The 22,803-nt window shown below is 59.9% G+C and carries 31 protein-coding genes and 1 pseudogene; 16 read left to right on the top strand and 16 right to left on the bottom strand.

Translation table 11 applies throughout. The features are described 5' to 3' along the window. The first annotated feature begins 234 nt into the window (after positions 1–234). Positions 235–705, top strand: coding sequence for a hypothetical protein (locus A6U98_RS01895; protein WP_197496325.1), 471 nt, complete (start codon positions 235–237; stop codon positions 703–705). Between the two features lie 134 nt (positions 706–839). Here A6U98_RS01895 and A6U98_RS01890 read toward each other — a convergent pair whose 3' ends face one another. From A6U98_RS01890 to A6U98_RS01880, 3 genes are all read right to left on the bottom strand, one after another. After that, entirely contained in the window at positions 840–1,418 is a 579-nt protein-coding gene (locus A6U98_RS01890) for a DUF308 domain-containing protein (RefSeq protein ID WP_064647571.1), read from the bottom strand. A gap of 227 nt (positions 1,419–1,645) precedes the next feature. Further along, a complete protein-coding gene (locus A6U98_RS01885) occupies positions 1,646–2,275 on the bottom strand; it encodes a hypothetical protein (RefSeq protein ID WP_064647569.1) in 630 nt (209 codons plus the stop codon). Positions 2,276–2,346: 71 nt separating this feature from the next. Beyond that, complete coding sequence (locus A6U98_RS01880) at positions 2,347–2,937, bottom strand: TetR/AcrR family transcriptional regulator (RefSeq protein WP_064647581.1); 591 nt, start codon at positions 2,935–2,937, stop codon at positions 2,347–2,349. Positions 2,938–3,133: 196 nt separating this feature from the next. Here A6U98_RS01880 and A6U98_RS01875 point away from each other — a divergent pair, with 196 nt between their 5' ends. The 3 genes from A6U98_RS01875 to A6U98_RS01865 all read left to right on the top strand — a co-directional run bounded on the left by A6U98_RS01875 (position 3,134) and on the right by A6U98_RS01865 (position 4,485). Beyond that, positions 3,134–3,853 carry an SOS response-associated peptidase gene (locus tag A6U98_RS01875; protein WP_064647567.1) on the top strand — a complete coding sequence of 240 codons (720 nt, stop codon included), beginning with the start codon at positions 3,134–3,136 and terminating at the stop codon, positions 3,851–3,853. 75 nt (positions 3,854–3,928) lie between these two features. Further along, positions 3,929–4,249: a hypothetical protein gene (locus A6U98_RS01870; protein ID WP_064647565.1), complete on the top strand. Its 321-nt coding sequence runs from the start codon at positions 3,929–3,931 to the stop codon at positions 4,247–4,249. Further along, complete coding sequence (locus A6U98_RS01865; protein WP_064647563.1) at positions 4,246–4,485, top strand: hypothetical protein; 240 nt, start codon at positions 4,246–4,248, stop codon at positions 4,483–4,485. Before A6U98_RS01870 ends, A6U98_RS01865 begins: the two co-directional genes overlap by 4 nt. A gap of 52 nt (positions 4,486–4,537) precedes the next feature. Here A6U98_RS01865 and A6U98_RS01860 read toward each other — a convergent pair whose 3' ends face one another. After that, a complete protein-coding gene (locus A6U98_RS01860) occupies positions 4,538–5,365 on the bottom strand; it encodes an oxidoreductase (RefSeq protein WP_064647558.1) in 828 nt (275 codons plus the stop codon). 79 nt (positions 5,366–5,444) lie between these two features. Here A6U98_RS01860 and A6U98_RS01855 point away from each other — a divergent pair, with 79 nt between their 5' ends. Next, positions 5,445–6,383 (top strand): AraC family transcriptional regulator, encoded by a 939-nt coding sequence (locus A6U98_RS01855; RefSeq protein ID WP_064647556.1) that lies wholly within the window; start codon positions 5,445–5,447, stop codon positions 6,381–6,383. A gap of 39 nt (positions 6,384–6,422) precedes the next feature. Here A6U98_RS01855 and A6U98_RS01850 read toward each other — a convergent pair whose 3' ends face one another. After that, entirely contained in the window at positions 6,423–7,025 is a 603-nt protein-coding gene (locus A6U98_RS01850) for a TetR/AcrR family transcriptional regulator (protein WP_064647555.1), read from the bottom strand. Between the two features lie 51 nt (positions 7,026–7,076). Between A6U98_RS01850 and A6U98_RS01845 the strand changes: the two genes are divergently transcribed. Then, entirely contained in the window at positions 7,077–7,526 is a 450-nt protein-coding gene (locus tag A6U98_RS01845; RefSeq protein WP_064647553.1) for a VOC family protein, read from the top strand. Positions 7,527–7,586: 60 nt separating this feature from the next. Further along, positions 7,587–8,048, top strand: coding sequence for a hypothetical protein (locus A6U98_RS01840; protein WP_064647551.1), 462 nt, complete (start codon positions 7,587–7,589; stop codon positions 8,046–8,048). Between the two features lie 109 nt (positions 8,049–8,157). On the opposite strand, the gene A6U98_RS01835 is transcribed toward A6U98_RS01840, so the two are convergent. Further along, entirely contained in the window at positions 8,158–9,039 is an 882-nt protein-coding gene (locus tag A6U98_RS01835) for a dienelactone hydrolase family protein (protein WP_064647580.1), read from the bottom strand. 708 nt (positions 9,040–9,747) lie between these two features. Here A6U98_RS01835 and A6U98_RS01830 point away from each other — a divergent pair. From A6U98_RS01830 to A6U98_RS01820, 3 genes and pseudogenes are all read left to right on the top strand, one after another. Then, a pseudogene (locus tag A6U98_RS01830) lies at positions 9,748–9,977 on the top strand (hypothetical protein). Between the two features lie 7 nt (positions 9,978–9,984). Continuing rightward, positions 9,985–10,413, top strand: coding sequence for a hypothetical protein (locus A6U98_RS01825; protein WP_064647549.1), 429 nt, complete (start codon positions 9,985–9,987; stop codon positions 10,411–10,413). Positions 10,414–10,685: 272 nt separating this feature from the next. Further along, the gene (locus tag A6U98_RS01820) at positions 10,686–10,871 is read left to right on the top strand and encodes a hypothetical protein (protein ID WP_018241117.1); all 186 of its coding nucleotides are present in this window, start codon (positions 10,686–10,688) and stop codon (positions 10,869–10,871) included. Positions 10,872–11,573: 702 nt separating this feature from the next. Here the strand turns inward: A6U98_RS01820 and A6U98_RS01815 are convergent. The 8 genes from A6U98_RS01815 to A6U98_RS01785 form a co-directional block, all read right to left on the bottom strand. Next, complete coding sequence (locus tag A6U98_RS01815) at positions 11,574–11,774, bottom strand: hypothetical protein (RefSeq protein ID WP_064647547.1); 201 nt, start codon at positions 11,772–11,774, stop codon at positions 11,574–11,576. Between the two features lie 440 nt (positions 11,775–12,214). Then, entirely contained in the window at positions 12,215–12,397 is a 183-nt protein-coding gene (locus A6U98_RS01810) for a DUF3606 domain-containing protein (protein ID WP_064647578.1), read from the bottom strand. Positions 12,398–12,517: 120 nt separating this feature from the next. Continuing rightward, positions 12,518–12,754, bottom strand: a complete 237-nt coding sequence (locus tag A6U98_RS01805) for a hypothetical protein (RefSeq protein WP_018241121.1) — start codon at positions 12,752–12,754, stop codon at positions 12,518–12,520. A 209-nt stretch (positions 12,755–12,963) separates the two neighbouring features. Then, positions 12,964–13,410, bottom strand: a complete 447-nt coding sequence (locus A6U98_RS01800; protein ID WP_064647545.1) for a pyridoxamine 5'-phosphate oxidase family protein — start codon at positions 13,408–13,410, stop codon at positions 12,964–12,966. Positions 13,411–13,597: 187 nt separating this feature from the next. Next, on the bottom strand, positions 13,598–13,744 hold the full coding sequence (locus tag A6U98_RS37030) for a hypothetical protein (protein ID WP_017959492.1): 147 nt from the start codon (positions 13,742–13,744) through the stop codon (positions 13,598–13,600). Positions 13,745–13,815: 71 nt separating this feature from the next. Then, on the bottom strand, positions 13,816–14,178 hold the full coding sequence (locus tag A6U98_RS01795) for a hypothetical protein (RefSeq protein ID WP_064647543.1): 363 nt from the start codon (positions 14,176–14,178) through the stop codon (positions 13,816–13,818). A gap of 79 nt (positions 14,179–14,257) precedes the next feature. Continuing rightward, entirely contained in the window at positions 14,258–14,521 is a 264-nt protein-coding gene (locus tag A6U98_RS01790; protein ID WP_064647541.1) for a DUF1488 domain-containing protein, read from the bottom strand. A 188-nt stretch (positions 14,522–14,709) separates the two neighbouring features. Then, entirely contained in the window at positions 14,710–15,012 is a 303-nt protein-coding gene (locus tag A6U98_RS01785) for a hypothetical protein (protein WP_018449489.1), read from the bottom strand. A 191-nt stretch (positions 15,013–15,203) separates the two neighbouring features. Here A6U98_RS01785 and A6U98_RS01780 point away from each other — a divergent pair, with 191 nt between their 5' ends. Together A6U98_RS01780 and A6U98_RS01775 are read left to right on the top strand one after the other, a co-directional pair. Continuing rightward, a complete protein-coding gene (locus A6U98_RS01780) occupies positions 15,204–15,608 on the top strand; it encodes a hypothetical protein (RefSeq protein ID WP_064647539.1) in 405 nt (134 codons plus the stop codon). A gap of 69 nt (positions 15,609–15,677) precedes the next feature. Beyond that, the gene (locus tag A6U98_RS01775; RefSeq protein WP_064647536.1) at positions 15,678–16,052 is read left to right on the top strand and encodes a hypothetical protein; all 375 of its coding nucleotides are present in this window, start codon (positions 15,678–15,680) and stop codon (positions 16,050–16,052) included. A gap of 144 nt (positions 16,053–16,196) precedes the next feature. Here the strand turns inward: A6U98_RS01775 and A6U98_RS01770 are convergent, their stop codons facing one another. Beyond that, positions 16,197–17,702 (bottom strand): DegQ family serine endoprotease, encoded by a 1,506-nt coding sequence (locus A6U98_RS01770; protein ID WP_064647534.1) that lies wholly within the window; start codon positions 17,700–17,702, stop codon positions 16,197–16,199. A 552-nt stretch (positions 17,703–18,254) separates the two neighbouring features. On the opposite strand from A6U98_RS01770, the gene A6U98_RS01765 reads away from it, so the two are divergent. Further along, positions 18,255–19,292, top strand: a complete 1,038-nt coding sequence (locus A6U98_RS01765) for a LacI family DNA-binding transcriptional regulator (protein WP_064647532.1) — start codon at positions 18,255–18,257, stop codon at positions 19,290–19,292. A 15-nt stretch (positions 19,293–19,307) separates the two neighbouring features. On the opposite strand, the gene A6U98_RS01760 is transcribed toward A6U98_RS01765, so the two are convergent. Next, on the bottom strand, positions 19,308–20,237 hold the full coding sequence (locus A6U98_RS01760) for a LysR family transcriptional regulator (protein ID WP_064647530.1): 930 nt from the start codon (positions 20,235–20,237) through the stop codon (positions 19,308–19,310). A gap of 112 nt (positions 20,238–20,349) precedes the next feature. Here A6U98_RS01760 and A6U98_RS01755 point away from each other — a divergent pair, with 112 nt between their 5' ends. The 3 genes from A6U98_RS01755 to A6U98_RS01745 all read left to right on the top strand — a co-directional run bounded on the left by A6U98_RS01755 (position 20,350) and on the right by A6U98_RS01745 (position 22,760). Continuing rightward, positions 20,350–21,102 (top strand): 3-oxoacyl-ACP reductase family protein, encoded by a 753-nt coding sequence (locus A6U98_RS01755; RefSeq protein WP_064647528.1) that lies wholly within the window; start codon positions 20,350–20,352, stop codon positions 21,100–21,102. 40 nt (positions 21,103–21,142) lie between these two features. Continuing rightward, positions 21,143–21,742: an NAD(P)-binding domain-containing protein gene (locus tag A6U98_RS01750; RefSeq protein ID WP_064647526.1), complete on the top strand. Its 600-nt coding sequence runs from the start codon at positions 21,143–21,145 to the stop codon at positions 21,740–21,742. Between the two features lie 97 nt (positions 21,743–21,839). After that, positions 21,840–22,760, top strand: a complete 921-nt coding sequence (locus tag A6U98_RS01745) for a LysR family transcriptional regulator (protein ID WP_064647524.1) — start codon at positions 21,840–21,842, stop codon at positions 22,758–22,760. Positions 22,761–22,803: the final 43 nt, after the last annotated feature.

The following is a 22,803-nucleotide window of genomic DNA, read 5'->3' as shown; positions in this document are numbered from 1 at the left end:
TCGCGAGCCACCGCGAAGGCGACGAGCCATCGCACATCGACAACTAAGTTAGCGCCTATGGGGCTTGACCCGAGGATCCACATTCTCGCCGCCATCAGCCGCGGGCATGGATTCCAGGCTCAAGGCCTGGAATGACGGAGGGTGGGGGCCGTCTTGGCCGGATCCCGGGATGTCCGTTTCAGCCTCACGCAATCAAGGCGAAATAGACATGCCTATGTATAGGGAAAGACACCGATGCCGAAGGCGTTCCTGAATCCGCATATGCGACTGAGCTTCACCGCAATTATTGCTTTGCTGGCTTTTGGTCTAAGGCCCGCAGCCGGAACGCCGAAATGTCCTGCTCAGGATGAATTGCTGGCGAAAGCGGAGATCGTGGTTGAGGCGCGCGTGAAATCGCTGTCGATCGGCGAATCTGGTTTGCTGGTGGCGGACGGCGTTCCGACGCGCATGATACGGATGGATTTGGAGATCAAGAGAGTCATTAAGGGCAAATACCCTGGAAAAGACGCGATCGTGTACGGCGCCGTGTTTCCTCCCGGGCCGTTTACGGAACTGACCAGGATGGCGTTGTTTGCCGGACTCGGTGGCGACGACACCTTCGAATGGGAGCTTTATCGCCTAGAAATAAGTACTGGTGTGGAGTTCTTTTCGATGAATGCCTGCAGCTACTACAAGTTTCCAGATTATGCGGCTGGTCCCCGCTGATCGATGGTTTCACACCGCAATCGACGCACGACGACGTCTCACCACCAATCATGAAATGACAGGAAATAAGGGGCGGCGGGCGAGCCATTCCGACGCTGCCCGCCGATGCGCCTAGGAGATCCCTCTCGGCTGCCTCAGGCCCGCTTCCGCCGCATCTCTGTGACGCTCCGCCAGGCGGCCGACACCAGGAAGTAGAAGGCGCCGAGGCCGGCATATCCGGCGATGTTGGCAATAGAGGGCGGCTCCGGCATTTGCGCCTGGGCGATGAAGAAGGCGCCTGCCACGGCGGATTGGCCGCCGCTGAGGATCATGGCCCATTGGCCGCCATTGGTCTTCCAGCGCCGAACAGCGGTTCCAAGCTGCAGCAGGCCGGAAAAGATCGCCCAGAGGCCAAAGACGCCAAGGACCCAGTTCATGCTCATCGTCAGGGCGACGATCACGGCAGCGGTCGTCACCGCGCTGACGCCGACGTTGATCGCCTGGCTGCGGTTGTTTGCCAGGCCGCCATTGCGCGCCGCGTCGACGAGGTTCGCAGCTGCATCCCAAGCCGGGTAGAGGATCAGCAAGGCTGCCGCGACGGCAAGCGACTGCTGGCCGGTCGTCAAGGCGGCTGCGACCCAGATGGCGGAAAAGGCTGCGCGGCTGAAGTAATAGCGCGTCAGCCAATCTTCCCTGTCGCCAGACGCGACGGTGGTTTGATCGGTGGTCATCATGATCTCTTTCCTGTGTGTGATGGTGTTGGTCTGATAGTGGCGGCTCACCGTCGTGAGCGGCGGCGTCCGTCATCGCGATTGGGTTTTTGGGGCTTGCCGGCAGCCGCCCGGCTGCTGTCGAGGCGAAATTCTCCGTCCGTCGGGTGCATCGGCTGCCGGTCGGGCGGCATTCCCTGATAAATCGCCGGTCGAACCGGGGGCGGCCCGGCCGACCGGCGACGACGTGGTCACATGGGCGGGACCACGCCATTTTTGCCGACAAGCACCTGATGGGCGAGGGGCCCTGAGGCAGCCTTTTCGGCGGGGATGAAGACGACGGCGCCGGGAACGAGATCGTCATTAGTGGCCGGAGCGATGGTGACGACGGGCGTGCCGTCCGGAATGGCGATCTTCTTTTCCTTGCCGTGATAGGAGACGGTGACGGTGCGGCCGTCGACGCCTTTGACGGCGTCGGCCACGGTCGCATTGGTCATGCTGCTGTTGGGCTTGAGGTCCCAACCGTAGCTGCCTTCGCCAACCCCTTTCATCGCCGGCGGGAAGATCAGCACCTCAAGCGCGCCGTCACCACCGCCTTCACTCGGCAGCGATGCGATGCCGACGAAGTCGCCCGGCTTGATGTCGGTGACCGCAGCACTTGCGACGCTCGCCAGCTTCCAGCCGTCGGCGAGGGTGACATCGACGGCCTCTCCTTCGCGGGTCTTCACCTTGAGAGCCGAGCCGCCATAGCTGACGATGCTGCCCCTGATATGGATCTGCTCGGGCTTCTGGTCTTCGGAATGGACCGGCGCCGCTGGAAGTGCCGCCGACGCGATGGCGGTCAGCCCTAGCACGAGAGCGGGGAGAATGTTCTTGATCATGTCGTTCTTCCTACTAGTTGGTAGTTTCACTGAACGTGGTTGTCGCTCCGGGCTTTTATCCGCCCGGAACTTTATCGTGCGGCGGTCGGAGTGAGCCGCTGCAAGGTGGGGGCCAGAATGGTGGCGAAGATCTCGGGGGTGCCGTAGGCACGGGCCGAAAGCATGGCGCCATGGACGGTGGCCATGAAGGCTTCGGCCTCGACGCGCGGTTCGCTCGACAATGTCAGACTCCCGTCCTTCAGGCCACGCTCCATCACCGAGGTCAGCCATGTCGATGCAAAGCGGAAGAAAGCCTTGACCTCGGCCGCGACCTCCGGCGGCAGCGCCGGCAGTTCGCTCGCCAGCAGGGCGCAGACGCAAAAAGGCCTGCTGGCGTCCTCGATGCACTGGGCCCAGTGACCCGCATAGGTTTGGAGGAGCGCCAGCGGATCCCGCACCTGTTGCTCCAGGCCGGCGATACCCGCCTCGGCATCCTCGCGATATCGCACGACCAGCGTGCGCACCAGATCGGTCTTGCTCGGAAAGTGGTGATGGATGCTGGCCTTGCGGATGCCGACGACGGCAGCGATATCGGCATAGCTGAAGCCGTTATAGCCTCCGGTCATGATCAGCGCTCGGGCGGAAGCCAGGATTTCGTCGGACGTCGTCAAGAGATTGCTCATGGCTGTCATCTACCTTCCAGTAGGAAGGCTGTCAAGCAGAATGCAGTTTTCTGCCATCGGCGGTCGTCGAGACGGTGAAGACTTCACCTTGACGCTGCGAAAAGCGATGGCGGCATCGGTTGTAGCGACCGGCCTTGACTCGCCTCGAACACCCAGAACATAATCAGAACATCTAATATGCGGGATGGAGTTCCGGATGTGCGGTCGCGTCTATATCAAGACATCGCTTGAGGAGTTGGTGCGCAATTTCGCCTTCGCAGAGCGGGGCGCGATCGATGCGCTCGGGAACCGATTTCCGCGCTATAACGGCGCGCCGACGCTGGATTATCCGATCATCATTCGCGACATGGTCCGCGAGCCTGATGTCATGGGGCCGGTGTTCGGCTCGGCGCGCTGGGGTCTGATGCCGGCATGGATGAAGCCGGGTGGCCGGCCGCCGCCGATCAATGCGCGTTGCGAGGGCATCAGTACCAACGGCCTGTTCCGCTCGGCCTACAGATCTCGCCGTTGCCTGGTGCCGATCAACGGCTTCTTCGAGTGGAAGGATATCTTCGGCACGGGCAAGAACAAGCAGCCTTATGCGATCGCCATGGCTGACGGCTCGCCCTTTGCGCTGGCCGGCATCTGGGAGATTTGGCGTAGCCCGGAAGGCGTCGACGTCAGAAACTTCGCAATCGTCACCTGCGAGCCGAATGCGATGATGGCGCAGATCCATGACCGCATGCCGGTCGTCCTGCACCGCGAAGATTACGAGCGCTGGCTATCGCCGGAGCCCGATCCGAGCGACCTGATGAAGCCGTTCCCGGCGGAACTGATGACCATGTGGCCGATCGGCCGCAATGTGGGTTCGCCCAAGAATGACACGGCTGACATCATCGATCCGATCGACCCCGATCCGGAACCGACGCTGATCTGAATTCACCGGCTCGGGCGGGAGCCATCCATCAACCATGCGGTCAAAGAGATACCTCGCGAGAGGACAGGACGACGCATGCCAGAACAAATCACATGGAAATCGTGGGAACATGTCAGCCACCGGGAAATCAAATACAAATGGCGGCACGCCTGGAAGGAGAAACGCGGCGACGACTACGTCGCTTTTGACGGCGATACCCAGATCGGAAGGATATTCCGGTCACAGGTAGGCGGAGTGGTCGATAATCGGTGGTTCTGGATCGTGGCGACAGACGGCAGCCATCGACTGGATTGGCCATCGGCCGGATACGAGGACAGTGCCTACGTCGCCTCAAGACGGCTGGAGATGATCTATGAGAGCATCAAGAGCGGGAAACAGAGGACGGCGCACCCATGAGCATCGAAGGCCATTCGAGTGCGCCGGGCGCCAATGTGATCGTCGAGCATTATTGCGAGCACCAGGATGCAGATGGTTCGCGCTGCAAGGAGTGGGGAGGCTGGGGAAACAGCCCATCCCCGGCCGTGCCAACGCGCTGGTGGTGCTTCGAGCATTTCCCGCATAAGACATTTGAACAGGAACAGGCGCTCAGGCGGAAGCTCGAGGCGGCCGCGGGCGGGAAAATCATCCAATAAGAGCGGGCTGATGATCTCGATATCGTTGACGCGGCATACAGACGTTCGGCTATCAGCCGTCGGTCGAGACGGTGACGGATTTCCATGCCTCGATCTCCTGCTGCAGGCGAACGATCCTGTCCGATACGTGTTTAAGCGCGTCGCTGCCGAGCAGAAGCTGCGGCGGCGGATTGTCGGATTCGATGAGTTCCAAAACCGCCGCGGCCAGTTTGGCGGGGTCGCCGAGCTGCTTGCCGCTGACGGCCTGTCGCGCCTCGCGGATCGGGTCGAACAGGCCATCATAATCGGCGATCGACCGCTCGGTGCGGACCATCGATCGTCCGGCCCAGTCCGTCCGGAAGGAGCCGGGGCAAAGGGTCGTCACATGCACGCCGAACGGGGCCATTTCCGCACGCATCACCTCCGATATGCCCTGGAGCGCAAATTTGCTGCCGCAGTAATAAGCGATGCCGGGCATGGTGATCATGCCGCCCATCGAGGTGACGTTGACGATGAAGCCGCGGCGTCGCGCGCGAAACCCAGGCAAAAATGCCTTGGCGACGGCGACGGCGCCGAAGACGTTGACGTCGAACTGCCGCCGCATCTCTTCGATCGGTGACTCCTCGAGCACGCCCTCATGGCCGTAGCCGGCATTATTGATCAGCACGTCGACCGGCCCATGCTCCTCCTCCGCCTGGCGGACGACATCATCGATCCGGTCGAACTCGGTGACGTCGCAGAGGACCGGCCGCAGGCCGGGCAGGGTTTTGGCGAGCGCTGTGCGCGAGGCTTGCGAGCGCACGGTGCCGATCACCCTGTGGCCCGCCTGAAGCGCCGCAGACGCAATGGCGAGCCCGAAGCCGGAATTCGATCCGGTGATGAAGAAGGTCTTTGGTGACATCAGCGATATTCCTTGATTGAGGATAGGACTTGACAAATAGTATGGAGAAGCCAGTGCATCGATTGCGGATTCTCTCAAAATATTGCCAAATCCTATGAAGGCTCATCGCGGCCCATCCAGGCGAGGGGAGATGGTCGCCTTGGCCGGACGTCTCGCTCCCCGTCACGGATATAATCCGACCGCTCTTGCTTCCGTTCGCATATTGCGCACGGAAGCCGTGCTCCACGACATCCCTGTCCTCTATAAGCCGGGCGCGGTTTTCGTCCTGCAGGGCAGCAAGCAAGGCATCCTCGAAGGCGAAGTCTTCCTCTATGATGAGGAGCATTATCTGGCAGTGTCGCTGCCCGTTCCATTCCGGATGACGTCGACGGCCAGTCCCGAGCGGCCCTTGCTGGCGGTCTATGTCGAGTTCGATATGCAGATGGCGGCCGAGATCGCACTGCAAGTGGAAAACCATGCCGAACTGCCAGGCGACGAGCCGAGAAGTCTCGTGTCGAGCAGGATGTCTGACGATATCGAGGATGTGCTGCTGCGCCTGCTGACGGCACTTGGCAGCCGCGTCGAGACGGATGTGCTTGGCGCCGGCATTCTGCGCGAACTGCACTACCGGGTCCTGGTCGGTCCGCAAGGCGGCGCGATGATCGCTGCCCTTCAGCACAAAGGCAGATCCGGAAGAATCATTCAGAGCCTGGCCTGGTTGCGGGAAAACTATGGCATGGAGATCGCGGTCGCCGATCTGGCAAGAGCGGTGGGCATGAGCATTCCGTCCTACCATGTCCAGTTCAAGGGTCTGACCGGCAGCAGTCCGATGCAATACGTCAAGGCGATGCGGCTTCACGAAGCAAGATTGATGATCGCCCGCCGGACGAAAACGATTGCCGAGGTCGCGGCTTCGGTCGGCTACGTCAGCCCGGCGCAGTTCAGCCGCGATTTCAAACGGCATTTTGGGCGCACCGCATCGGAAGAGATCAAGTGGGTCCAGCGCCACCTTGGCGAACCGGGTGACGATCACGGCTAGGCCGCTTGCGTCGGCTTCGCCCATCGCGAGGTAAGGGTCTCACGCGCCCGACGGTGCAACGGCCCGCAACGCGGTTCTGATGATCGCATCGCCGAACTCCGGCGAGACCGGGCGATGGCCGACCAGCAGCCGGAAGAAGACCGGTCCGTAGATCATGTCGAGCAGTGCCTCCATATCAGGCGGCGCAACGATCTCTCCCCGAGCCAGAGCCTCCTCCAGGATGACACGACCCGCGTTGCGGCTCGACAGGATCACCCGATTGCGGAAGGCCTTGGTGAATTCGCTTTCCGGGTCGGCGGCCGCAAGTGCCATCGTGATCTGCCGCCCGCGCGTGCTCGCAAAGGCAGTCACCAGTCCGCTCATCTGCGCGCCGAGAGCCGCCTGCGCCGTGGCCCCTCCAACCTCCGCTTCCGGTAGCCGGTTGACCAGAAGAGCGGCCATCGCCAGTTCCTGCGCGTTGGCCCAGGAGCGGTAGATCGTCGGCTTGCCGACGCCGGACCGCGCCGCCACGGCTTCGATCGTCATGCGGCCAAAACCTTCGGCCATCAGGATTTCATGGGCGGCCTCCAAGGCACGCCTCTGCGCGGCAGCGCTTGGCGGCCGCCCTCGCTTCTTCGGTGCTGCGTTATTCTCTTGACTCATATATTTACGATACGTAACGTTAATAGAGAGCCCAGTCAAGGAGGATCATCCATGCCGAGTTTTGCCCGAAAAGTGAGCGCCTACTTCATCGTCAAGGATGCGGCACGGGCCATCGACTTCTACAAGGAGGCTTTCGGCGCCACGGAAGTCTTCCGCATGACCGATCCTTCGGACGGGCGGATCGGCCATGCCGAGCTGCGTTTCGGAGAGACGCTGATGATGTTGGCAGACGAATATCCTGATTTCGGCGCCCTGTCTCCCGATACCGTCGGAGGCTCGCCGGTGACCTTCCACATGGACACGGTGTCGACCGACGAAGCACTGGGGCAGGCGCTGTCGGCCGGGGCGACGATGTTGCGCCCGGCGACCGACCAGAGTTTTGGCGAGCGGGTGGCGCAGGTGCTTGATCCCTTCGGTCATCGCTGGATGTTGTCGCAAACCATCGAGCAGGTCACGCCTGAGGAGATGCAGCGCCGCTGGAACGAGGACATGTCGGCGTGAGTGCCGCAGCCCTGTTCTCAAAAAGCCGTAGAATAAGCCGCGGACGTAGAAGGCGTAGAAGTGACCAAGAAAAACCGTAGCAAACCGCGCCCGGGAAAACACACTGCCGACGCTCCAGCGGTCGACGCGTTCACCCGGAGCGCGCTCGCATCGGATCTGACCTGGTTGCCGGATATGACGGCTGTTGGAAAGCCACCGCTTACCGCTGAAGCCTATGCAAAGGCCTATCTCGCCGATCCCGGCGAATGGTATTGGTCGACACTTTTGTTGCATGATCCGAGCGAGATCGTCTTGAAACGCGTGCTCGCCATTATCGATCAAGCCCAATTGCCCAGCCACGAAAAGGCGCTCGGTCAATTGGGCGCCGGCCCGCTCGAAGACATGATGTCGGAGGAGTTGCTGGATCGTCTGCAACATTGGCTGCCCTTCACGCCGGCCATGCGTCATGCGCTCAGCCAGGTTCGAATGTCTGTCGAACCTCCCGTCTTGCAACAGCGACTGAAGGCCATGTTTTCGCGGTAGTGCCTCCGCGGGCGGCGGGCATGGATTCCAGGCTCAAGGCCTGGAATGACAGAGAATGGGGTGCGTTACCGCCAAGCTCCCCGCCGGCGACGCGCTCCGAGCTCGTGCGTTAGTTCGAGAGGTATTTTTGGAGGAACGTGCGAACGCTGCGGATCGACTTTTCGGCGGCGTCCGGATTGTATTTTTCGATATGGCCAAACACCCTCCTGCCCACCTTAAACTCCGGGGCATCGAAGTCATGGTAGGCACCCTTGTAGACATTGAGCTCAATCGGCGGGCCATTGTCACTCAGGCGGGCAAGCCTCTTCCGGCATCGGTCAGCCGGGCTCCAATTGTCTCGTTCGCCGCTCAAAATCAGGATCGGCACGGTCGCATCGCCCTGACTTGCGGCACAGACCGGATAGTAGGCAACCGCTGCTTTGAACTTGTGATCCATAAGCTGTTCGTTACCCTCGATTTTTGTTCCCTCCAGCGTCGCGGTGCCGCCCGCTGAAAAGCCCATCAAGGCGACGCGCCTGATATCGACAAAGCTTTGCTTCGATAAAAAATTCAAAGCGCCATAGGCGTCGAAGACGCGATCGGGGAGATAGCTTTGACACGTGTCCTTGATGTTGCGGGTGGTGAAGCTATCGACGACAAGCACGACGTAACCCCATGAGACCAGCCGTTTCGGCCAAAGCTCCTTGACGCTCATCCGCATGCCCCCGCATCCATGCATGAGGACGACCGCCGGGAAGGGGCCATCCCCCTGGGGCCGGGACAAATATCCGAGCAGTGGCGTGCCTTGCGGCTGAGGGAGGCTTTCTCCCTGTTCATTGGCCTTGCGTATTCGAAATGGGCTGAGCTTTACCGGAGCGCTTTCGAAGTTCACCAGTTCGTCGGCATCAGCTTGGTTTCCAGCCATCGCAGCGCTGAGAAAAGCGACAAGGCAAAGAAAAAGTCTCGTGGTTTTCACTGAACTTCTCCACCGTTTGATCAACAGCCTGCTCATTGTACGCCGGAGCTGAAGGCTCGCAAAGCGGGCGAGGGGTTTTGCCGCAGATTGGGTAGATTTCAAACCGGTGCACGACCGCATCAGAAGCCTTTCATCACTCCCTGGCAGGCTCGGTTTCGAACTGGCGCGAGACGCATAATTAGCCCTTGATCACCCCCTGGCAGATCATTTATCACTACTGTAAATCCAAGTTGCGAAATTTGAATCCAGAGGTGATGTCGACCAAATCGGCGCCGCCCGCCGAACGCTGACACACCGAACCAGATCGCGAGCCGGCCAAGTCCACGCTGATCGAGCCATGATATTCGTCAGCATCACTGACGCCATCACCTCGGATTTGCCACAGAGCTTACCCCACCCTCCGTCATCCTCGGTCTTGAGCCGAGGATGACGGAGGGTGGGGTGGTGCTCCGGCAAATCTTGCCGCCCATTTGGTCGAACTGGCGCGAGACCCACAATTAGTCCTTGATCACCGCCTGGCAGATCATTTATCACTACCGTAAATCCAAGCTGCGAAATTTGAGTCCAGAGGTGATGTCGATAAAATCGACGCCGCCCTCCCATCGAATGTGTCACTCGCCAAGGCTTGAGAACCGGTCATCTCTGACGTCCGGTTGATCCCCCATCCTCTTCCGCCTGACCTCTCATCTTCGATCACATCGGGATCGGGCCGGGTAGCGCTCGCCTCTTCCAAGGAGAACTGCAATGGACCCTTCGATTGCTCCGGCCTCGCGGGCCGCGGTGGTGACCCCGAACGATACCGCCAGCGTCGGCGCGCGCGCGCTTTACATCGGCACGGCCGGCGATGTTGCCATTGCGCCGCGTCGGGACATGGATCCTGTCATCTTCAAGAGCGTGCCGGCCGGGACGATCCTGCCGGTTCATGCCGCCATCGTGGCGCTGACCGGGCAACCAACATCGTCGCGTTGTTCTGAAGCAAAGATGACATCGAATGACGATATCCTGCGCGCTCTCGGGCGCGTCGAGGGAAGGCTGACCGGGATCGAGGACAACGTCGCGCTTCTGCGCAAAGAAGTCAGCGACGAAAAGGCCAACGCCCATGACTTCAGCGCCGTGATCCACAAGCGGCTCGACGAGCAGGGGAGGCAGATCGCCTTTCTCGATACCAGGGTGGCGATCAGCGGCGGCGTCGACGCCCAGATCCGCGAGGAGATCAAAAGCCTCAAGGAGACCGTCGAGAAGAACCAGGAGGCGGTGGGCTCGGCGCTTGAAGAGTGGAAGCGGATGAAGACGATCGGCTACGGGATATCGGGCCTGATCGCCTTCGCTGGCCTGACGATTGGGGGGATGATCGCCTATGCGAGCGATGGCGCGGTGGCGGCGCTCAGGCATTGGTTGAAGATCAATTGATCGGCTCGATCTGTAATCCCTGGAGAGGAAGACAGGGAGAGGAAGACAGGCGCTCTTCAAGCAGAGATGACCGATCTCCTTGACCGCATTTTCGATCAATGGATCGGGGGCTACGTTTAGAAAGGTGGAACCCTCATTTGCCCCCATTCGAGAACCTGGGCGCCAGCAAGTTCACTCGCTCCAAATCGACGCAAACAAAAACCCCTAAATTTTAGGATTTGCTAACGAACAAAATGGCGGCCTGCTGGTTTTTCTCTCAGGAGGAAACAGACATGAAAACCATGAGCAATCGCCAAGTTCGCATTCCCGGCCCGCGGGAGCACGATGTTGCGGAACATTGCCGCAAATTCGGCATCGGCCCGGCCGAGGAGAAGAAGCTGAAGAAACTTCTCGGGTCTCGGGCGCCGCTTCATGAAATCCAGGCCAATGCTCCGCCGCGGCAGCCAAGGTGGCGTTAGTCCAAGCGCGAAACGGTATCCCGGGAATTGCATAAGACAAAGGTTGGAGCGGTTCAGCTTCCATGAAAGCTGAACCGCTCTAATTCCATAAGGGATCGCGAAGGCGGCGCATGCGCTCCTTTCACGCCGCATTACGACAGTGATTCAAAGATTGAGCGAAATGGACCAGAGCTGCGAACAGTCGCGAAGAGGTGCTTTTGCCGGTTTTGAAATGATCGAACTTGTTTAAGACGTGGGCCGAATGTTCGGCTTCCTCCACTTGGACCTGCTGAAAGCCCCGCTCCGGCGGGGTTTTTCGTTGGCGTTGTGATGTGTCTGTCGGTTTTCGCCCGGCGGGAGCTGATCGGTGTGACGGTCGCGATGTGCCCGGACAGGTTGTCGATGATCCCCAGGTGGATTTTTCGGAGTCGAAGTGCCGTATCTCTGCCGGGAACTTCCGCCAATATCAGGGGTTTTGCCGGCGGATCGCGCGGCAGGTCTCGTCTCCTGTACCCCGCTGCTACCCCTGCAGTTGCTGCGCGATCCACTGATGCACGCGTCTCACGGAAGGGCTTGCTCGCGGCTCTCGGCAGCAGTCGAAGCCAGTCTGTCGGCCGTCACCTGGCGTGTTCGAAGATCCAAACCTGCAAAGACGCAGAGACCCGCGCCAAGCTCAGCACCTGCGATGGCTCAAGAAGGCACAGCTGTGCGCCCGCAAGCGTGTCAATGCCGTGGTTGCCGCGAGAGCATGAGGATGTAATCGTCGGCGATATCGGCAACCACCATGGCGGCTTCCGCGGCTGTGTAGCCCTTGCCGATGGCCTCGCTGACGATTTTCATCACGGCCGGTTCAAGAGCTTCCCGGCAGTCGGACAGGCTTTCGACATGCGGGCATTTTGCACGAAATTCCAAGACGTTGTTCATGGCGCACCCTCCATTCGATTGAGCTCAGGCCCTATGAAGGCAAGCCGGCCTCTCCAGGGAAAGGCGGGCCGCGGTTCCGGCGAGCTGCTTCAGGAACCAGAAGTGTTGTCGTGAAGCTACGATGGCATAGCAGCGGATGTATTCAAGCGCGTGCTGATATTAAGGTAAGCCAGTAGGGTTAATTCGTCCGCCGATGTTGCATCGTGGCATCGCCAGCAGATGCAAAGTCAACCGCGGCTAATGCATGTCGCCCAAAAGTGTGCGCCGTTTTGGGATAACGGCATGCATCAAATAAAGCATGTCGCCCAAAAGTGTGCGGGGTTTTGGGATAACGACATGCATCAAATAAAGCATGTCGCCCAAAAGTGTACGCGGTTTTGGGATAATGACATGCATCCAGTAAAGCCCTCAGAGTTTAGTGCCGGCGAGGCTATTTTGCCCTAGACGCTGATACGGCGGCCGGCTTTGTCAGCCTCTTTGCGATTGGCGCCGTGCTTCTCGATGATGTCCCTGGCATCCTCGTTGGAAATGCGATGTTTCTTGGCGAAGTAGATGACTTCGTAGGGCGCCTCAGTGACGGCCTCTTTGGCGGGCTGGATCTTTTTCGTTTTGTCATTGGTCATGATTTTTCCTTCCATGGAAATGTTGGAGCCGGACGTGCAAACGCCGTCATCTCCGAACAGAGGATCGGAGAAGCGGCGCTCTCAACTCGGCATCAATCGAAGAATTGGCTTGGTGCCGTCTTATCGATGCGCTCGGGCCGTCATATGCTTTTCCCAGATCTGGGTCGCCTGCGCTGCCGTGCCGGTCTTGTGGAAGCGCAGCAGGTGCAGTCCTTCCGCCCGTCGTTTTTCGTTAAAGGCGCTGTTTTCGTAATCGGTGCCTTCGACAATGCTCTCGCTTTGAAGGACGGCCTTCAATTCCTGCACATAGTGCCCGGTGATGTTGAAAAGCGCTTCATTCTCAGGTGCGTCTGTCATCGTTTTCCCTATGGTCGCGTGGCATTCAACGCAGTGCCGGTTCGGCAGGCCACGTTGGTAAGATGCATCAAGCAATCCGCGCCCCTATGGGAAAGGCTGGTATCGGACAGCGTTTAGCTGGAGGTGTCTGTCTGGAGTTCCATATATCATGCAGCAGCGCCGCCTTGCGAATCAAGGATCAAGGCGCTGCGGGTCTGAACGCCCGCATGTTAAACCACTTGCCTTCCCGATACCATCTCAATCGAAATGCCGAAGAATATGGAGGGAGCAGGGCTGTCTTCGCTTTCCGCGTTTAAGGCGAACGATCCGGGTTCCCACCAGAACGGTTGCTTCTGCAGGAGAGCCCATGCGTGGATGCGTTCGTCATGCCGGGCCGGCGTATCGGTCAGCTCATCGTAGGTGCCCTGAACAAGCACGCTCTTCCACGTTCGATGATTTTCGCCGAATTCTTCAACCTGAACACAGGCGGGAGAATGGGCCCGCAACAGATCAATCTTCAGGCCCGGCATGGAAAATATGAAAAGCCGGTCTTTTTCATAGGCATACTGAATGGGAACGATATAGGGATATTTTTCTCCGAGGCACGCCAGGTGGCCACGGGTGTGGCCTGCCAGAAAGGCGAGGCAGTCTTGTTCACCCATTTCTCGCAATTGCATCGCATTATCCAATCCCGTCAGCGTTTCAGCCCTTCGTTCGATAGAGCGGTTCAGCTTTTAACGGAAGCGCAGAACCGCTCTATCCTTTTGTTTTTACGCAATTCCGGACGGAAAACCGCTTCGCACTTTTCCTGGAATTGCTCTAGGCAGCAAAGCGTCTTGGCTTGCCGCAACAGTCTTGCAGCGCCTACCAGAAGACATCGTTGAGAATGATATAGACGATAAAGGCCAGACAGATGGCCGGAGTCGATTTCACCAGAAAGTCGATGTACCGGAACCTGCCGATATGCTGGGCGAGGCGTTTCCACGAATGGATGTTTACCGTGGAAGACATGATGCCCTCCTTTGGTTGGGGCCGGATAACTCTGATTACCGCGGGAAGCAGCGCCCGTTCACAAACTGCCACTACACCAAATATGGGCGCCACTCATCTGCGCTACAAGGTGTGGCGGATTGCCGGTCCGGCAGAGAGATCTCGCTGCTGTGCACGATGGCAAGGGCCGGCGCGGAGGTGCCAGGATTGTGGGGCACGTCCATACAGGATTGCACTTCTACCTCAACCATTGCTTCGATCAGTTTCAGCCGATCGAGTTTCCGCCGTTGATCGTCATAGAGCCTGCTGAGCAGCGCATAGGCCGATCCGGAGGGTCTGCCTTTGCGCAATAGTTTCCTGATCAGCATTTCCTGATCGGCAACGCGATGCGCCGCCTTCACGATATGGCGACGCGCCAGCTTCAGGTCTTTCGGGCGGTATCGTGTGGAAACCATATGCTTTGTTCCCCCTGTCTCATCCGGCAGCAGCAGGATGGTGGCCGTTTCAGTCCGCCGGCCGCACACCTTCTCGCGATCAGCGAAAATCTGCAGCCGTGAGCGTGAAGTTGTTTCCGCGTCGATGCTGATAGACTCTCGATGCAGCCTCCTGAATGGCAGAACGCGCTGCATCAAAGGCATTGAGATAGGCGGCTTCGGAAGAACTGGGCGTGACCGCGCTGCCGAGCGCTGCTTCTTCGACCAGAAACCTGACCTCGAACATGCCGTCATAGCCGGTGAAGCGGACACCTTTTCGCGCTTCGTCGAAGCTGCGGCTTCTGTTGGGAAAGATAAGTGCCATTGCGGTTGTCCTTGGAAAGTGGGCGCGAGCCGCTGTGCGGACCTCGGACCCGGCGATGATTGTCGATGCACGGCTGGCCTGAACGGGCAGCTTGATGCCAGAGGGTTGGCGATCAGCCTGCCGGCATGTCCGATCGCCAGTCTTTCCGATCGCCAGCCTTCCGATCGCCAGTCTTCCGATCGTCAGTCTTAATGGATCGTCTGCACGATGACCCGGTCATCGAGCAAAGCCTGCGATGTCTTGATCAAGCGCACCGTACCAGTGATGATCTCGTCGGAATAGACCGGGTCCGCACGAGAAATTTCATCCGTCATATCGCGGAGCACTTTGTTTATCTCAAGCAGAGGCGGCACAAGGTCCAGCAATCCGTCGGCGGCCAGCCCGTGAGCCAGGCCTGCAATCACCTCTCTGAGGTGATCTATGAGCGCACGCCTTTCCGAAACCGCCAATGCCGACGGCTTTGTGAGGGTCGCTTCACCGTTGAACTGCATGATGCGTATCCTCCTCTCCCTAAAATGGGTTCCGCCACGCCATTATCAATGGCTGCCGCCGAATGAGGTTGCGGTCAGATGGCAAAGAGCGCAAACTGAACTATCGGCGGGCACGATACGGGCACCGCTGCTTGGGGCGCGCCAGTAAACCCTGGCGCCAGCGAACCCTAGCCCCAACGAAGGAGGACATCATGTCTTCCACATCAGATCAATTTTTCGATATCCATAATTTGAGAATGCTGGACCGTATCCTCCGAAAGGCCGGCTTTCGCGGTGGCGAAACCTACGCGACCGATGATGGCGAGATCAGCGCCACGAGTTTCCTCATTCATTGTTTCCAGATGGGGATCGTCGATGAGGCCGCGTTGAAATCGGCTCTGAAAATGTATCTGGCGACACAGTTGAGTTCAGGCCCACTTCCGCAGGCCATGGAAGACGGTTCCTTTGCCAGATGGCAGGATGACGGCGGCGCCCCGGTGAAAGCCTATCGGATCGCGCGGTATACGGCGTCTGGTCGTGCGGACGCACCGCTGCGGTCGCCAGGCTATCGTTTTCCCAAAACCAGGCTGCCTGAACGATTGTCCGAGATCCCGTGAACGGGCCTGCCGCGACGTCGACGGCCCCCCATCGATCGCCGCGATGACATGACGAACAAGGAAGATGACATGTCTGGGATTCGCGCCGATCAAAAGGACCGGGCCAGGAAACGCGAGATCATCGCCCCCGTGCGGAAAAGCGCGACGTTAAGCTCGACCGCCGACGATCTGATAACGCAGGCTCGTCAAGCGCGCTCACCGTCGGCGGAGCAGGGGATCGATAGCGCTGATAAGCAAGCCTATGGTCTGGCGCGTCCGCACAAAGGTCCGTTCGACAACGCGACGGCATTCAGCGCTTCCACCTACGACCATGATCTCCCGACCCGGCAACAATTGGAGGCCGCGCAACGCAGCCAATCCGACGCGATAAAGCGGCAAGAGGCAAACCGCCAAAAGGGCAAATCCCGCCTGCGCGCAAAGACAGCGAAGCTGAAATCTCCCTGAGCAGGAAATAAAGGAGCGGACGGCGCGCCCTATAGATTTCTTGCTGACTGAGCGGTGCTTGGCTCCAGGGCCTTTCCGCTCCGGTCCGTCGAAAAGCCCGCCTCAGACGGGCTTTCCTGTTTCCGGCAAAAGCTCGGGCGACCGTCAGGCCGCCCCAAACGGCACGGCGACGAAGGTTTTGTTGCCGCCGCGTTCGACGAGCAGCAGCACCGACTTGCGGCCGGCCTTGCCGGCATCGGCGATTGCCGTCTTGACGTCGCGGGTGTTGTGGACCGGTCTGTCGTTCACCGAGACGATGACATCGCCGGATTGGATGCCGGCGGCCGCGGCCGACTTGTCCGGATTGACACTGGCGACCACCGCACCGTTGACAGAGCGCGGCAGGTTGAGCTGCTGGCGCACGTCGGGTGTCAGGTCTGCAAGGCCGATGCCGAGGCTCGGCTGGCCGCTGCTCTCGTCCTTGCCGGCGGGGCTTTCGGCCGCGGCCTGCTTCTGGCCTTCCTCATTGGTGCCGACGGTGACGTTGAGATCGATCGTCTTGCCGTCGCGCCAGACGCTGAGCGCTTCCTTGGCGCCCGGCGAAAGATCGGCGACCAGGCGCGACAGGTCCTTCGGCGTCTTGACGGTCTCACCGCCGACTGAAGTGACGATATCGCCGGGCTTCAGGCCGGCATGGGCGGCCGGCGTATCGGCAGTGACGGCGGCAACCAATGCGCCGCCGGTCTTATCGAGGCCGACCGCATCGGCGACATCCTTGGTGACCGGCTGGATCTGCACGCCGAGATAGCCGTGATCGATCGAGCCGTTCTTCTGCAGCTTGGCTACGATCGCCTTGGCCTCATCGGAAGGAATGGCGAAACCGACACCGACGCTGCCGCCGTTCGGCGAATAGATGGCGGTGTTGATGCCGACGACATTGCCGCTGCGGTCGACCAGCGGGCCGCCGGAATTGCCATGGTTGATCGGCGCATCGATCTTGATGAAATCGTCATAGGGGCCGCTGTGCAGGTCGCGGCCGCGCGCCGAGACGATACCTGCCGTCACCGTGGTGCCGATGCCGAAGGGGTTGCCGATCGCCAGAATCTGGTCGCCGAGCTTCAGCCTGTCGGAATCGCCCCAGGCAATGGTCTGCAGCGGCTTGCCCGCCTCTATCTTCACCACGGCGACATCGGATTTCGGATCGGTGCCGATCAGCTTGGCCGGCAGTTCCGTGCCGTCGTCGAGCGTCACCTTGATGTCGACGGCATTGTCGATGACATGGTTGTTGGTGACGATCACCCCGTCGGAGCTGATGATGAAGCCGGAGCCGAGCGCCATTGCCTGCTGCGAAGGCCGCTTTTGCGGTGCCTGGCGCGGCAGCGGGATACCCTGATCCTCGAAGAACTGGCGGAACTGCTCGTCCATCGGTGATTCCTGCTGGTCGGCGCTGACATCGGTCGCCTTCATTGTCGTGGTGATGGTGACGACGGCAGGCTTGTCGGCATCGACGATGGAGGCGAAGGAGCCGCTGGGCGCGAGAACACCGCCGGTATCCGACGGCGCGGCAACGGCATTGGAGGCGTTGATGGCGAAGGGCAGGCAGGCTGCGCCGGCGAAGATGGCGGCCCCGACGAGCGCTGCGGTGCGATGGTTGCGGAGGATGTGTGACATGGTGGTGGTCCCTTGGGTGATGATCCCTTGCGAGAGCGTTGGCTTTTGATGGCGTCGTGGTTCCATGTCCTGGGACCTGGCGTCGGATGGCGTTTGGCGCCCATTCCTCTTGGGAACGCGCAGTCGTCGAAGGGCGGCGACCGGGGGAGAGAAGAATTGGCGCTCGGGATTCATATGATCCCGCCAAGCGGATTTACAAATTAAAGTTTGATCATGTTTATATTGCCGATTTGTAAGATATGACCGGAATTTAATCTTTGCTCACTCAGCGTTGGAGCTTCGCAAAAATTCCGGCCTGATTGCGCCTCGCTTTGCGTTCTCCGCGATGTTTTCATTCGAAAATAAATGGACTTATTCCTGGAGGCGGTGATCCGTTTGCCGCATGCGTCCGTAATTTGCCGACAGACGATCTTGTTGCTCCTTCTGGACGATATATTCCCGGATCCTGTTGCAAATATAAAATGTTAGTAGACTCTAAATTATTTCTTCTTCAGAAAGTGAAGACCGCGAATCGAGGGCAAACGAGTCGCGCGGGCTGGATATAACGGGGCGATGAGGGCAGCAGTGGAGCGGGGGCGGAAGGCCAGGCGCGGTGCGCAGGTGAAGTTGAGCGATGTGGCGAAGAAGGTGGGGGTCAGCCCCATTACGATTTCGCGGGCGCTTCGCAATCCCGAAATCGTCTCGGAGGATCTGCGCCAGACCATCCTGCGCACGGTAGACGAGATGGGGTACATCCCCAATCTTGCCGCCCGGGCGCTGGCCGGCCGCCACAACGGAACTGTCGGCGTCATCACGCCCGCTTTGCACCAGTACGGCTTCGCCGGCCTGATGATCGGCATCGAGGATCGCTTGCGCGCCACCGAATTCGGCGTGCAGTATTCCAACACGCTCCACCATGCCGACGGCGAGGCCGGTCAACTGAAATCCTTCCTGATGCAGAAGCCGGCCGGCGTCATTATCGCGGGCGCCGAATCCTATCATGATCTTCTGCCGCTGATCGAAAACGCCGCCTGTCCGATCGCCCATATCACCGATCTCAGCCAGGAGCCGGAAAGGCTGGTCGTCGGCCTCGATCATCATGCGGCCGGCGCCGAACCCACCCGCTTCCTGCTATCGAGGGGTTATCAGAGGATCGGCTTCATCGGCCGCGGCACGGATATTCGCTCGCGTCGCCGGAAGGAAGGCTATGAGGCCGCGATGGGCGAAGCCGGCCGTCTCGATCCTGATCTCGCCATTGGCGGAGATGAGGGAAGCAGCACCGGCCTCGGCAGGGAATTGTTTGCCCGCCTGTTGCAGCGCGTGCCGGATATCGATGCCGTCTTTGCCCAAAGCGACGATCTGGCGCTCGGCGTCCTCATCGAATGCGGCGTGCGCGGCATTCGCGTGCCGCAGGATTTCGGCATCTGCGGCTTCAACGATCTGGAATTTTCGGCCTTCACCGAGCCGTCGCTGACGACGGTGCACATACCGCGCTACGATATCGGCTATCGCGTCGCCGACATGCTGCTGCGCGCCGTCCGCGACGAGCCGCCCGGCGAAGACAAGGTCGATTGCGGCTTCTCCATCATCCCGCGCGGCTCGACGCGGTAAGCCGGTACATCGATATCAGCCCAGTGTTCCTGCAAATCGCTCCGGCCACCGCTCACGTTGAAAAACCTCCGTCAGGAAGTCGATGAACACCCTTGTCTTGGAGGGCAGCAAGGTGCGGTTTGCATAATAGATCGAAATCGGGCCTGCATCGGCATACCACCCCGGTATCAATCGGATCAGCGCGCCGCTCTCCAGATAGGCAAGAGCATCCGCCTTGGCGATCATCGCGACACCAAGGCCGAGAAGTGCGGCGGATCGCATGGCCGCGGGATCGTTGACGACGATCTTCTCTTTCAAGGCCGAATGCTGCTCATCTCCAGCAAGATTGCGCATCTGCCGCTGGTGAATTCGACCTGTCCGCATCGAGCGCATGACGATACCGTCGAGTTCGTGCAAGCCGGATGGATCATGAGGCGGAACCCGGTCGCCCATATATCCTGGCGATGCCACGGGGATAATATGAGCAGGCGCCAATGGCCTGGCGATGACACCAGGCGTCAACTCGAAACCCCCGCCGATCGCAGCATCATAGCCCTCGGCGATCAGATCGACCTGTCTGTTTTCAAACATCCATTCCGGCCGGATCATCGGATATCGCTGCATGAACTCCGGCAATAGCGGAAGGATGTAGCCTATGCCGAGTGTCGGGCTCATGCTGAGTTTCAGCACGCCGGATGGTTCGGACTGTTCGTTCGATGCCTCGGAGATCGCTCCCTGCAGGTTTTCCAGATGGTCACGGATTGCATGCAGAAAACGCTCGCCTGCTTCCGTGAGCGTCAGACTTCGGGTGCTTCGTTGAAACAGCCTGAGTTTCAGGTTGCCTTCAAGTGCCGCGACATTGCGGCTGACCGCCGCTGGCGTCATGCCGAGCCGCCGTGCCGCCGAGGAGAAGCTCCCAAGCTCGGCGCTGCGCACAAAGGATTCCAGGTTTGCAAGTGTCTCCATAGCTATGACTTTCAATGAATGCTTGAAACTAATAACAGGCAATACCGTCTAATCACAGGGGAATAACAAGGCGATATTCACTCCATCGAAACCAAACAATGGAGTTATCGCAATGCCCGACACTTCTCGGAAATTGTCCGGAAAGGCGGCTCTCGTCACGGGCGGATCTCGCTCGATCGGCGCGGCAATCGCAAAACGCCTTGCTGCCGACGGCGCAGCCGTCGCCATCACCTATAGCGCATCGCCCGACAAGGCCGCTGCGGTCGTAAAGCAAATCGAGGATGCCGGCGGCCGCGCCGTCGCCATCCATGCAGACTCAGGCAATCCGGAATCGGTCCGGGCCGCAGTCGCGAAGACGGAAGAGACATTCGGCTCGCTCGACATCCTCGTCAACAATGCGGGCATCGCCCTCGGCGGCCCGATCGACGAGATCAAATTCGAAGACTATGAGAGGATGATCGCCGTCAATGTCACGGGCGTCTTCATCGGCACTCAGGAAGCCGCGCGGCGCATGAAAGCGGGCGGCCGCATCATCCATATCGGTTCTTCGATGGTCCGCTATGCCGCCTTCCCGACCGCCTCGCTCTATACGCTGACGAAGGGTGCCGTCGCTGGCTTCAACCGCAGCCTCGTGCGCGATCTAGGACCGAAGGGCATCACCGTAAACACGGTGCATCCGGGCCCGACCGACACGGACATGAACCCGGACGGTGGCCCGGTCTCGCAGATCGTCGGCCCCGGCATGGCCGTTGGTCGCTACGGCAAGGACTATGAAATCGCCAGCCTCGTCGCCTATCTCGCCGGCCCCGAAGCGGCCTTCGTGACCGGCGCCGATATCGTCGCTGACGGCGGCTTCACCGCCTGACCATCCTCCCAAACCATCATTCCCAATAAGGAGAATTTCAATGACCATCGGCATCATTGGCGCCGGCAATATCGGCTCCGCCTTCGCCCGAGCCCTTGCCCGCAACGGCATCGCCGCCACGATCTCGAACAGTCGCGGCCCCGACACATTGCAGAACCTGATCGAGGAACTGTCGCCGCACATTACGGCGGGGACGATCGAAGAGACGGCGAAAGCCGACCTCGTCCTTGTCGCCGTCCCTTGGTCGAAGCTTGCCGAGGCATTGGCGGGTCTTCCCGACTGGGCGGGCCGCATCGTGATCGACGCCAACAATCCGATCGAAGGGCCGCTGTTCAAACCGGCCGAGTTGAACGGTCGTTTGTCGACGGAGGTCTTCGCCGGCCTGGTGCCCGGTGCTCGCGTCGTAAAGGCGTTCAACCATCTCCAGGCGCATCTGGTTTCAGCCGATCCCCGCGCCGAGGGCGGTAGCCGCGTGCTCTTTTACTCCGGTGACGATGCGTCATCGAAGGCCGAAGTGGGTGCGCTGATCTCCAAACTGGGCTTTGCCGGCATCGATCTCGGGCCGATTTCGATCGGCGGCAAGCTCGCGCAATTCCCCGGCGGGCCGTTGCCTGTTCTCAACCTCGTCAAATTCGGATGAACAGCGATCGGCCGGATCAATCCGGCCGATCTGCTTGAACTAGGCACAGCCGAGATTATTCCCTATATGGAATGAATGAGGATCACTGTGCTGAAAAATGGATAGTGCGGGACTGTCTCTGGACAGAATGCGCACCTTTGTCCGCGTCGCCGAACGCGGCAACCTGTCGATGGTCGCTAGAGAGCTTGGTATCGGTCAATCCACCGTGACGCGGCACCTCAATGAACTTGAAGAGGCTGTCGGCGTACCGCTTCTCAGCCGAACCACGCGACGCGTAACCCTTACCGACGAAGGCAGCCGCTATTATACGAACTGCCTGCAGATATTACGCCTGGTCGAACAGGCTGCTGAAGAAGCGAGAGATGCCCGCCAGGCCCCCGCTGGCGCTGTTCGGCTTTCCTGTACGGCAGCGCTCGGCGTGATGCACATCACCCGCCTGATCTTTGATTTCCAGGACAGGCATCCTGACATCCGGGTCGACCTCAACCTGACCGATGAGCGCATCGACCTGGTTCGCGAAGGCGTTGACGTCGCACTCCGTCTTGGGCCTCTCGCCGACAGCGCGATGAAACTTCATGCGCTCGGAGAAAGCCATCGGTTGCTGGTGGGCGCTCCGACCTATTTGTCCTCCCACGGACGGCCGGAGCGCCCAGCCGATCTGTCACGTTGCGAAACCGTGGTGATGTCCAATGTGGCCGGCAGCGACCAGCTCGTTCTGTCCTCTCCCGATCGCGCAAGCCTGATGATCCCGGTCAGTGGCAAGCTGCGCGTCGATCACGGGCTTGCGGCGCGCGAAGCCTTTGCCGCCGGACGCGGCATTGGTCCTGCACATCTCTGGTTGGTCCACGATCTTCTGGACGACGGCCAGCTCGAGGTCGTGCTTGGCGACTATCGTCCTTTACCGGTTCCGGTGAGCTTGCTGATCGTTCCAGAGCGTGCCGCCATTGCCCGCGTTCGGCTTCTCGTCGACTTTCTTGTCGCCGAGGTTTCCAAATTGCCGGGAATTCGGCCATCGTAAGCCCTTGTTTTCAAGCATGTCGTTATCGCAAAACCGCTGCACA

It is taken from the genome of Rhizobium sp. WYCCWR10014 (assembly GCF_001657485.1).
Taxonomy (GTDB): domain Bacteria; phylum Pseudomonadota; class Alphaproteobacteria; order Rhizobiales; family Rhizobiaceae; genus Rhizobium.
Note: the sequence above shows the minus strand (reverse complement) of the source record. Positions and strands in the feature narration are given on the sequence as shown.

Bases quoted from the DNA above. Each gene is read 5' to 3' on its own strand.
- A6U98_RS01895 (WP_197496325.1), top strand. From the start codon at position 235: ATGCCGAAGGCGTTCCTGAATCCGCATATGCGACTGAGCTTCACCGCA.
- A6U98_RS01890 (WP_064647571.1), bottom strand. From the start codon at position 1,418: ATGATGACCACCGATCAAACCACCGTCGCGTCTGGCGACAGGGAAGAT.
- A6U98_RS01885 (WP_064647569.1), bottom strand. From the start codon at position 2,275: ATGATCAAGAACATTCTCCCCGCTCTCGTGCTAGGGCTGACCGCCATC.
- A6U98_RS01880 (WP_064647581.1), bottom strand. From the start codon at position 2,937: ATGAGCAATCTCTTGACGACGTCCGACGAAATCCTGGCTTCCGCCCGA.
- A6U98_RS01875 (WP_064647567.1), top strand. From the start codon at position 3,134: ATGTGCGGTCGCGTCTATATCAAGACATCGCTTGAGGAGTTGGTGCGC.
- A6U98_RS01870 (WP_064647565.1), top strand. From the start codon at position 3,929: ATGCCAGAACAAATCACATGGAAATCGTGGGAACATGTCAGCCACCGG.
- A6U98_RS01865 (WP_064647563.1), top strand. From the start codon at position 4,246: ATGAGCATCGAAGGCCATTCGAGTGCGCCGGGCGCCAATGTGATCGTC.
- A6U98_RS01860 (WP_064647558.1), bottom strand. From the start codon at position 5,365: ATGTCACCAAAGACCTTCTTCATCACCGGATCGAATTCCGGCTTCGGG.
- A6U98_RS01850 (WP_064647555.1), bottom strand. From the start codon at position 7,025: ATGAGTCAAGAGAATAACGCAGCACCGAAGAAGCGAGGGCGGCCGCCA.
- A6U98_RS01845 (WP_064647553.1), top strand. From the start codon at position 7,077: ATGCCGAGTTTTGCCCGAAAAGTGAGCGCCTACTTCATCGTCAAGGAT.
- A6U98_RS01835 (WP_064647580.1), bottom strand. From the start codon at position 9,039: ATGAGCAGGCTGTTGATCAAACGGTGGAGAAGTTCAGTGAAAACCACG.
- A6U98_RS01825 (WP_064647549.1), top strand. From the start codon at position 9,985: ATGACATCGAATGACGATATCCTGCGCGCTCTCGGGCGCGTCGAGGGA.
- A6U98_RS01820 (WP_018241117.1), top strand. From the start codon at position 10,686: ATGAAAACCATGAGCAATCGCCAAGTTCGCATTCCCGGCCCGCGGGAG.
- A6U98_RS01815 (WP_064647547.1), bottom strand. From the start codon at position 11,774: ATGAACAACGTCTTGGAATTTCGTGCAAAATGCCCGCATGTCGAAAGC.
- A6U98_RS01810 (WP_064647578.1), bottom strand. From the start codon at position 12,397: ATGACCAATGACAAAACGAAAAAGATCCAGCCCGCCAAAGAGGCCGTC.
- A6U98_RS01805 (WP_018241121.1), bottom strand. From the start codon at position 12,754: ATGACAGACGCACCTGAGAATGAAGCGCTTTTCAACATCACCGGGCAC.
- A6U98_RS01800 (WP_064647545.1), bottom strand. From the start codon at position 13,410: ATGCAATTGCGAGAAATGGGTGAACAAGACTGCCTCGCCTTTCTGGCA.
- A6U98_RS37030 (WP_017959492.1), bottom strand. From the start codon at position 13,744: ATGTCTTCCACGGTAAACATCCATTCGTGGAAACGCCTCGCCCAGCAT.
- A6U98_RS01795 (WP_064647543.1), bottom strand. From the start codon at position 14,178: ATGGTTTCCACACGATACCGCCCGAAAGACCTGAAGCTGGCGCGTCGC.
- A6U98_RS01790 (WP_064647541.1), bottom strand. From the start codon at position 14,521: ATGGCACTTATCTTTCCCAACAGAAGCCGCAGCTTCGACGAAGCGCGA.
- A6U98_RS01785 (WP_018449489.1), bottom strand. From the start codon at position 15,012: ATGCAGTTCAACGGTGAAGCGACCCTCACAAAGCCGTCGGCATTGGCG.
- A6U98_RS01780 (WP_064647539.1), top strand. From the start codon at position 15,204: ATGTCTTCCACATCAGATCAATTTTTCGATATCCATAATTTGAGAATG.
- A6U98_RS01775 (WP_064647536.1), top strand. From the start codon at position 15,678: ATGTCTGGGATTCGCGCCGATCAAAAGGACCGGGCCAGGAAACGCGAG.
- A6U98_RS01770 (WP_064647534.1), bottom strand. From the start codon at position 17,702: ATGTCACACATCCTCCGCAACCATCGCACCGCAGCGCTCGTCGGGGCC.
- A6U98_RS01765 (WP_064647532.1), top strand. From the start codon at position 18,255: ATGAGGGCAGCAGTGGAGCGGGGGCGGAAGGCCAGGCGCGGTGCGCAG.
- A6U98_RS01760 (WP_064647530.1), bottom strand. From the start codon at position 20,237: ATGGAGACACTTGCAAACCTGGAATCCTTTGTGCGCAGCGCCGAGCTT.
- A6U98_RS01755 (WP_064647528.1), top strand. From the start codon at position 20,350: ATGCCCGACACTTCTCGGAAATTGTCCGGAAAGGCGGCTCTCGTCACG.
- A6U98_RS01750 (WP_064647526.1), top strand. From the start codon at position 21,143: ATGACCATCGGCATCATTGGCGCCGGCAATATCGGCTCCGCCTTCGCC.
- A6U98_RS01745 (WP_064647524.1), top strand. From the start codon at position 21,840: ATGGATAGTGCGGGACTGTCTCTGGACAGAATGCGCACCTTTGTCCGC.